This window comes from Sandarakinorhabdus sp. (assembly GCF_041689835.1).
GTDB lineage: Bacteria > Pseudomonadota > Alphaproteobacteria > Sphingomonadales > Sphingomonadaceae > Sandarakinorhabdus.
On record NZ_JBDNFM010000219.1, the window covers coordinates 1 to 6,539 of the forward strand.

Genomic DNA, 6,539 nt, shown 5'->3' on the forward strand with positions numbered 1-6,539 from the left:
CATCCTTGTCGGCGCCAAACAGGTTGAAGCTGGGCAGCGCCAGCCCGAACAGGCCGCGCCGCGCCGCGCGCACCTGCTCCTTGTCGGCCACCAGCACATCGCGGTTTTCCACCGCGCCGGCCAGCGCCGCCACCCCGGCATCCAGGCACACCAGCCGCGCCGCGCCGTCTGCAAGCCCGCGGCAATCGAGCAATTTCTGCACCACCGCCGGCGACGCCTGCCTGGGCGCATCGGCAGCAGCAGCGGGCGCCGCGATCAGCAGGACGGCAAGGATGGTCGGGGCAGCAATGCGCATACGAAAACCTCATGAAGCCTGATGCACCGTTATTACGCCATCGCGCCGCAGGTGCCAACCAGCTTGCCGCCGCGCGCAGTCCGGGCCATGAACAGACCAACGGAGGGGACATGATCAAATACACGGCAACAACGCTCGCGCTGGTTCTGGCAGCGGGGGCTTTCGCGCAAACACCCACCATGGCTCCCGATATCGCCGCACCGTTCAACGCGGTGACGCCGGCCGCCGATTATATCCGGCGCGAAGTGATGGTGCCGATGCGCGACGGGGTGAAGCTGTACACGGTGATCGTGATGAAAAAAGGCACCGCGAACGGCCCGATCCTGCTCACCCGCACGGTTTACAACGCCGGCAAAACCACAGCTCGCAACCCCAGCCAGCGCATCACCGAAATCCTGCCCATCAGCGATGCCGAACTCGTCAGCGATGGCTATATCCGCGTCTATCAGGATGTGCGCGGGCGCAACCAATCCGAAGGCGATTATGTCATCACCCGGCCGCTGAAAGGCCCGCTCAACAGGTCGGCAACCGATCACAGCACCGATGCCTGGGATACGATCGACTGGCTGGTGAAGAACGTGCCCGAAACCAACGGCCGCGTCGCAGTCACCGGTTCGTCCTACCCCGGCTTCACCGCGCTGATGGCGCTGATCGATCCGCACCCGGCATTGAAGGCCGCGGTGCCGATGTCGCCGATGGTCGATGGCTGGATCGGCGACGACTGGTTCCACAACGGCGCCTTCCGCCAGACCATGCTGGATTATTTCACCGGCCAAACCGCGACCAAGAACGACGAGGACCCCGTGGCCATGGGCCAGCGCGATTATTATGCCGAGTTTCTCAGTGCCGGTTCAGTTGGCGGTTACATCGCGAGCTATGGCCTGGATGCGCTGCCCGGCGGGAAAAAATTGATGGAGCACCCGGCGTACGACAGCTGGTGGCAGGGCCAGGCGCTGGACAAGATCCTGGGCGCGCGGCCGCTGACCGTGCCGACCATGCTGGTGGTGGGCCAGTGGGATCAGGAAGACAGCTATGGCGCGCCCGCCGTCTATCGCGCGCTCGAACCCAAGGACACCGGCAACAAGATGCTGTCGCTGGTGATCGGGCCGCGGCGGCATTCGGGGGTGAATTACGATGGTTCATCGCTCGGCCCGCTGCGGTTCAACGGCGACACCGGGCTGCAATTCCGCCGCGATGTGATGAAGCCGTTCCTTGATTCCCATCTGAAAACCGGTGCGCCCGCCTTCGATGCGCCGCCGGTGTTCACCTATGCCGTGGGCGCGGATCAATGGCAGCGGCACGAGCGCTTTCCGGCCGGGGAGACGGTGAACCTTTATCTGGATGACCGTTTCAGCCTGTCGCTGGCGGCCCCGGCGGCAAAGGCCGCGCACGATGATTATGTGTCCGATCCTGCCCACCCGGTGCCGTTCGTGCCGGTACCCGTGGATGTGCGTAACCGCGCCGTGTGGTCAAGCTGGCTGGTCAGCGACCAGCGCCACGCCAGTGTCCGCCCCGATGTCGTCACCTATGTTTCGCAGCCGCTCAAGGCACCGCTGCAAATCCACGGCCAACCCCAGGCCAATCTGTTCGCCAGCACCAGCGGCACCGACAGTGATTGGGTCGTCAAGCTGATCGACGTCTTCCCCGAAGAAAACAGCGCGCGGCCCGAACTGGCCGGCTTGCAGCTCGGTATCGGCATGGAAATCTTTCGCGGCCGCTATGTGAAAGGCTTTGATACGCCGAGTGCGCTCACCCCGGGCAAGGCCGAACGCTACCGCTTCCTGCTGCCCGGCGTAAACCATGTGATTCCAGCCGGCCACCGCCTGATGGTACAGGTGCAATCCAGCTGGTTCCCGCTGTACGACCGCAATCCGCAAACATTCGTGCCCAACATCTTCACCGCCCAGCCCGGCGATTACCAGAAAGCCGCCCAAGGCGTGTGGCGCGACACGCTGCGGCCCAGCCACATTGCCATCCCGATCGTGGGCGGCGCCGCCGCCGCCCGCGCTGCACTTGCCAACTGAAAGGAACTTCCATGCTGCTTTCTGCTCATCCCCTCACCACACTGGCGCTCGTGCTGGCGCTTTTGATCTATTTTGTGCTTGCGGTGAACGTCGGCCGCGCCCGCGCCACCTGGAGCGTGCCGGCCCCGCAAGCCAGCGGTCATCCCGAATTCGACAAGCGCTACCGCGTGCAGATGAACACGCTGGAACAACTGGCGCTGCTGCTGCCCGCCGTGATTGTTGCCGCGCCGGTGCTGGGTGATCTGGTCACCGCCGGCCTCACCGCCGTCTGGAGCGTGGGCCGCATCGTGTTTGCCCGCGCCTATTATGCCGATCCAGCCAAACGCGGCCCGGGTTTTGGCCTCACCCTGTTTCCCAGCCTGATCATGCTGGGCGCCGGCATCTGGGGCGCTGTTTCAACGCTCATCTGATTGCCATTTTGAAGGGCTGGCGCCGCCGCAGCTCAACTGTCAGGCTGCGGAACAGTCAATAGCGAAGGACCCGATCCATGGGCACACTCACCGGCCGCGTGGCCTTTGTTACCGGCGCCGCCAGCGGCATCGGCCGCGCCAGCGCCATCGCACTTGCGGCTGAAGGCGCCATCGTGTTCGTCACCGATATCGATGCCCCCGGCGGCCGCGAAACGGCGGCGATGATCGAAGCCGCCGGCGGCCAAGGCACCTTCCGCGGCCAGGACGTGACCGAAGAACCGCGCTGGGCCGAACTGATCAAGCGCGTGATGGCTCTTTATGGCCGGCTCGACATATTGGTGAACAACGCCGGCATCGGCACCTCGGGCCTGATCACCGAGGTGACGCTGGAGCAGTGGAACCGCCAGATGGACATCAACGTCACCAGCTGTTTCCTCGGCACCAAGCACGCGCTGCCAGCGATGCGCAGCCCTCGCCCCGACGGCCATGTTGGCGGCTCGATCATCAACATCTCGTCCGTCGCCGGGCTGGGCGGCTCGGCCGGCATGTCGGCCTATTGCGCCAGCAAGGGCGCGGTGCGTCTGCTCAGCAAGGCCGTGGCGATGGAATGCGCCGCCATGCGCGACGGCATCCGCTGCAACAGCGTCCACCCCGGCATTATCGACACGCCGATCTGGCAGAAAATCGACACCTCGGGCGCGCTGTCGGCCGCATTGTCGGTTGCCGCCCAGCCCGGCGCCAACACCATCGATGTGGATGCGATCGGCGCCGGCGCCCCGATGGGCTTTGCCGGCCTGCCGCAGGATATCGCGGCGGGCGTGGTGTTCCTCGCCAGCGACGCCAGCCGTTACATGACGGGTTCCGAACTGGTGATCGACGGCGGCTGGACGGCGCACTGAGGCGCAAGGGGTCTCGCCCTACGGCGTCACCCGCAGCACGCGCCCCTTTTCCTCATCAGTCGTCAGCCAGATCGCGCCGTCCGGCGCCGCCCGCACATCCCTGATCCGCGCGGTGATCGACGCAAAGATGCGTTCCTGCCCCACCACGCGCCCGGCGGCGTCCACATCCACGCGGCGCACCTCCTTGTTCACCAGCGCGCCCAAAATCAAATCGCCCTGCCATTGCGGCCACAGCGCGCCGCGGTAAACCGCCAGCCCCGACGGCGCGATCGACGGCACCCACACCGCGCGGCCATCAATCATGCCCTTGTAGCGTTTGTACGGCGTGATCGTCGCACCGCTGTAATCCAGCCCGAACGTGGCAACCGGCCAGCCGTAATTGCCGCCCTTCTGGATCAAGTTCAGTTCATCACCGCCTTTTGGCCCGTGTTCATGCTCCCACAACCACCCTGTCACCGGATCAACCGCCAGACCCTGTGGGTTGCGGTGGCCATAGCTCCAGATATGGGGCTGCGCGCCGGCCTTGCCGATGAACGGATTGCCCGCCAGCGGCCGGCCATCATCGGCCATGCGCATGATCTTGCCGAGGCCGGATTGCACCCGCTGCGCCTGCTCCCGATAATCAAATCCGTCTCCGGTGGTCATCACCAGGCTGCCATCGGGCAGGAACGCCATGCGCCCGCCAAAATGCACCGGCGTATCCTTGGCGGGGCTCACCTGAAAGATTACCCGCGCATCCACCAGCCGGTCGCCATCAAGCCGGGCGCGAGTGATGCGGGTGAAGTTCGCTGCCTTTGTGCCAGCCGCATAGGAGAGATAAACTAGGCCGTTATCGGCAAAGCGCGGGTGCAGCACGACATCGAACAAGCCCCCCTGTTTTTCCAGCCGCACCGCCGGCACACCGGCGATGGCGCGCGGTTTGCCGCCCGCAACCAGCCGCAGCAACCGCCCAGCACGCTCCGTCACCAGCACATCGCCGCCCGGCAAGAACGCCATCGACCACGGATGATCGAGGCCGCTGGCCATCACCGTCACGCGTTCGGCGCGCACCGTGCCCGCCGTCAACGCCGCAGCGCTCACGGCAAGAGTTGTTAACAATTTTTTCAGACTTATGATCATTTGTAACGAATCAACCCTTCCCACGCGTTTCCATCATGGAGTAGACAATGGAAACGAACAGGAAAAAATAATGACACTCATCAAAGACCTGTTGCGAACAGCCCCGGCCTGGTCCGCCGCGGTTCTGGCCACCACCGCCATCGCCAGCATGATACAAAGCTGGCAGGTGCAATCAGGCTTGATCGATCTGGGCGTTGAAATCCCCACCGGGCTGGCGCTGGAAACCGCGCTGCGCGATTTCACCGGCCTGCTGCTCCCGGTTTTGGCGGTGTTCGGCTTTGCCCTGCTGGTGGCCTTTGGCATCGCCGCCTGGCTCAAACCACGGGTGCCGTTGCTCGCCCCGATTGCCTGGCCGCCCGCTGGCGCCTTTGCCATCGCTGCGACGCTGATGGCCATGCACGCCCAGTTCCAGACCACGCCGCTCGCCGGTGCACGCGGGCTGGATGGTTTCGTGCTGTTCTGCATGGCCGGCGCCATCGGCGGCTTTGTCTTCGGCTGGCTCAAGCCGCGCTGAAGGTCGTTTCCGCAATACTCCTACTTGTCTTGCCGTGATGCCGCTCCATATCCTCTTGTGAACAGGAGGATCACGCCCCCATGAATATCGAGAAATTCTCCGACCGCGCCAAGGGCTTCCTGCAATCGGCACAAACGGTCGCGATCCGGAACAATCATCAGCGCGTCGCCCCCGAACATGTGCTCAAGGCACTGCTTGAAGACGATCAGGGCCTCGTTTCCGGCCTCATCAAGGCTGCCAGCGGCACGCCGGCCACCGCCCTGCAACTCACCGATCAGGCGCTGGCCAAGATCGCGCAGGTTTCCGGCAGCGGCGCGCAAAGCCTGGCGTGGGACAATGACACGGTGCGCGTGCTCGATAGCGCCGAACAGGTGGCAGCGAAATCGAACGACAGCTTCGTCACCGTCGAACGGCTGCTCGTGGCCCTCGCGCTCGCCACCACCACCGAAGCCGGCAAAGCGCTCAAAGCCGCCGGCGTCACGCCGCAGGCATTGAACGAAGCCATCAATAGCGTCCGCAAGGGCCGCACCGCCGACAGTGCGGGCGCCGAAAACCAGTTCGATGCGTTGAAGAAATATGCCCGCGACCTCACCGAAGCCGCGCGCGCCGGCAAGCTTGATCCGGTCATCGGCCGCGACGAGGAAATCCGCCGCACCATCCAGGTGCTGGCGCGCCGCACCAAGAACAATCCGGTGCTGATCGGCGAACCCGGCGTGGGCAAGACCGCGATTGCCGAAGGCCTGGCGATCCGCATTGCCAACGGCGACGTGCCCGACGGCCTGAAAGACAAACGCCTGATGTCGCTGGACATGGGGTCGTTGATTGCCGGCGCCAAATATCGCGGCGAATTTGAAGAGCGGTTGAAGGGCGTGCTCGACGAAGTGCGGGCTGAAGGCAGCGATGTCGTGCTGTTCATCGATGAAATGCACACGCTCGTCGGCGCCGGCAAGGGCGAAGGCGCGATGGACGCCTCCAATCTGCTCAAACCGGCGCTGGCCCGCGGCGAACTCCACTGCATCGGCGCCACCACGCTGGACGAATATCGCAAGCATGTGGAGAAAGACGCCGCGCTCGAACGCCGCTTCCAGCCGGTAATGGTCGGCGAACCCACGGTGGAAGACACCATCTCCATCCTGCGCGGCCTGAAGGAAAAATACGAACTCCACCACGGCGTGCGCATCACCGATGGCGCCATCGTCGCCGCTGCCACCCTGTCCAACCGCTACATTGCTGACCGGTTTTTGCCCGACAAAGCCATTGATCTGATGGACGAAGCGG

6 protein-coding genes and 1 pseudogene are annotated in these 6,539 nt (G+C 64.5%); 5 read left to right on the forward strand and 2 right to left on the reverse strand.

Annotated elements, in window-relative coordinates:
- Positions 1 to 295 (reverse strand): annotated as a pseudogene (locus ACESL8_RS11840) (hypothetical protein); the annotation flags it as partial.
- Positions 296 to 405: 110 nt separating this feature from the next.
- Here ACESL8_RS11840 and ACESL8_RS11845 point away from each other — a divergent pair.
- From ACESL8_RS11845 to ACESL8_RS11855, 3 genes are all read left to right on the forward strand, one after another.
- Complete coding sequence (locus tag ACESL8_RS11845; protein WP_372919103.1) at positions 406 to 2,319, forward strand: CocE/NonD family hydrolase; 1,914 nt, start codon at positions 406 to 408, stop codon at positions 2,317 to 2,319.
- An 11-nt stretch (positions 2,320 to 2,330) separates the two neighbouring features.
- On the forward strand, positions 2,331 to 2,729 hold the full coding sequence (locus ACESL8_RS11850; protein WP_372919105.1) for an MAPEG family protein: 399 nt from the start codon (positions 2,331 to 2,333) through the stop codon (positions 2,727 to 2,729).
- A gap of 77 nt (positions 2,730 to 2,806) precedes the next feature.
- A complete protein-coding gene (locus ACESL8_RS11855; RefSeq protein WP_372919107.1) occupies positions 2,807 to 3,628 on the forward strand; it encodes an SDR family NAD(P)-dependent oxidoreductase in 822 nt (273 codons plus the stop codon).
- An 18-nt stretch (positions 3,629 to 3,646) separates the two neighbouring features.
- On the opposite strand, the gene ACESL8_RS11860 is transcribed toward ACESL8_RS11855, so the two are convergent.
- Entirely contained in the window at positions 3,647 to 4,708 is a 1,062-nt protein-coding gene (locus ACESL8_RS11860) for a PQQ-dependent sugar dehydrogenase (RefSeq protein ID WP_372919109.1), read from the reverse strand.
- A 109-nt stretch (positions 4,709 to 4,817) separates the two neighbouring features.
- On the opposite strand from ACESL8_RS11860, the gene ACESL8_RS11865 reads away from it, so the two are divergent.
- A complete protein-coding gene (locus ACESL8_RS11865) occupies positions 4,818 to 5,261 on the forward strand; it encodes a hypothetical protein (protein WP_372919111.1) in 444 nt (147 codons plus the stop codon).
- Positions 5,262 to 5,341: 80 nt separating this feature from the next.
- On the forward strand, positions 5,342 to 6,539 hold a 1,198-nt coding region (locus ACESL8_RS11870), incomplete at its 3' end, for a Clp protease N-terminal domain-containing protein (protein WP_372919113.1).

Coding starts and splice junctions, on each gene's coding strand:
- ACESL8_RS11865 (WP_372919111.1), top strand. CDS start 4,818: ATGACACTCATCAAAGACCTGTTGCGAACAGCCCCGGCCTGGTCCGCC.
- ACESL8_RS11850 (WP_372919105.1), top strand. CDS start 2,331: ATGCTGCTTTCTGCTCATCCCCTCACCACACTGGCGCTCGTGCTGGCG.
- ACESL8_RS11855 (WP_372919107.1), top strand. CDS start 2,807: ATGGGCACACTCACCGGCCGCGTGGCCTTTGTTACCGGCGCCGCCAGC.
- ACESL8_RS11845 (WP_372919103.1), top strand. CDS start 406: ATGATCAAATACACGGCAACAACGCTCGCGCTGGTTCTGGCAGCGGGG.